This window comes from Selenomonas sp. oral taxon 892 str. F0426, assembly GCF_000468035.1.
In the GTDB taxonomy this organism is placed as follows: Bacteria; Bacillota; Negativicutes; order Selenomonadales; family Selenomonadaceae; genus Centipeda.
Window position 1 is genome coordinate 1 of sequence record NZ_KI260521.1, and the last position, 1,590, is coordinate 1,590.

The following is a 1,590-nucleotide window of genomic DNA, read 5'->3' on the forward strand; positions in this document are numbered from 1 at the left end:
GATCTGCCCCGATGAGCGGGAACACGAGAGCATTCACAGCTTCGAGGGTATAGAGATTTCCCCGCTCGTCCATTTCGGCATCGAGCATTCCATAGCCTGTAACATACGCGAAGTGGCGACTGCTGTTGACCATCCATATATCCTCTTGGGAAAAACCGAGCGGATGAATCTTTCCTTTTGCATAGTACGAATGGAGCATCTGGTTTTTTTGATCCTTCCACTTTATCTGGAGGAGCGGTATGCCGGAAAGGACATTCGTCGGAACATAACTGCTGCCGCCCTCGGATTCATGCCCGTAGACGCAGCGGCCGTCCGTCCAGATCCATTCACCTGGATAGACTGTCCGATTCCCAATACAGGTAAGCCATACGCCATCAGCAAGCACCCGATTTCCTCGCACCTCTCTCACTCTAGCCCTGTGCATAAGCTCACGCTCCCACGATTACGGCGGTACCACCCTTTGAAATCTGTACCCACACCAAACTGCCCTCTGCCGTGTTACAGTCCACTACCGCACGAAAGGGATACGACCGCTCCCCGATATGGATGCGCCCATTCTGAATCCTTCCGCGCTGAGCCTGTGACTCAACCACCTTCGAGTTCTTTATCCCTGCCCGTATCGCCGCTGCAAGCCCCAGAACGCCGTTCATCCGTACCACCTCACCATCTTGATCGTCTGCCGCAGAAGGCGCGGCGTGAGTTCCACAGTATTGGACTGCAAGAAGTATTCGTGTCCCTCGAAGCGGATGCGCTCGGTAAAATCGACGATGTGGTCAATGTCGGGAATGCCGCTACGAATCCGTGCGCGAATCTCCACCGTGACCGTCTCCTGTGTTTTGCGATTGAGCCATTCGATCTCTCGTGTCAAGACACGCAGATAATCTGCGCCCACAACGGGAAACTCAGTGTCGATGAGCGAGGAGTACGGAAGCTCATCATCGCTCGCGTAACTTGCACCAAGGCTGAGATTCGACTGCTCGACGGTGAACTGACTCGCCTTGCCGCCGGGTTTTCCCTGCGACAAACTGCTCCCCTCCAATACGCCATCGACATAGACGGTGGTCGCATACCACCCATAGCCGAGCGGCGCGTGGTAGGTGATGCGCTCCGTCCCCTTCTCGTTGCTCCAATCCTCCCAGTCATATTCCGTATGCTTCTTTCCGTCATGGACTGCCTCCGTGGTACGTTCCCACTCCTTGAAGAGGTAAACGTCGCGCCCCGTGGAGGCGTAGGCATAATCCGTGCGGCTGGTCGAACCGTCCACATTATGCGTGCGCTTTTCTGCGAGATACTCCCCATCGTAGGAATAAGTGCTGTAGCCGTTCTCATTCGTCTCGCGCACGAGAAAGCCGTTGGAGTAAGTGCGGCTGATCTCTTTGAACGAAATCGTGCCAGTGAAAGGGATAGGCGTAGTATCCTCCTCGTTGTGCGCCCCCGTGGAATCGTTGTGAGAGCTGTGCCAGACGGAACGCAGGAGTTTCCGCTCAATGGTCGGCTGTGCGTGCGGCCAGTTCGTAATATCGACCACGGATTCCTCCATGCCGCGCTGAATGATGTGGAGCGTATCTCCTCGAATAAAGACGTTGATCT

The 1,590-nt window shown here is 55.2% G+C and carries 1 protein-coding gene and 2 pseudogenes; all 3 read right to left on the bottom strand.

All coding sequences use genetic code 11. The features are described from left to right. Positions 1-424, bottom strand: a pseudogene (locus tag HMPREF1992_RS00865) (hypothetical protein); the annotation flags it as partial. Positions 425-428: 4 nt separating this feature from the next. Next, positions 429-650 (bottom strand): hypothetical protein, encoded by a 222-nt coding sequence (locus HMPREF1992_RS00870; RefSeq protein WP_021683909.1) that lies wholly within the window; start codon positions 648-650, stop codon positions 429-431. Further along, positions 647-1,590: pseudogene (locus HMPREF1992_RS00875) on the bottom strand (hypothetical protein); the annotation flags it as partial. The gene HMPREF1992_RS00870 and the pseudogene HMPREF1992_RS00875, both read right to left, overlap by 4 nt.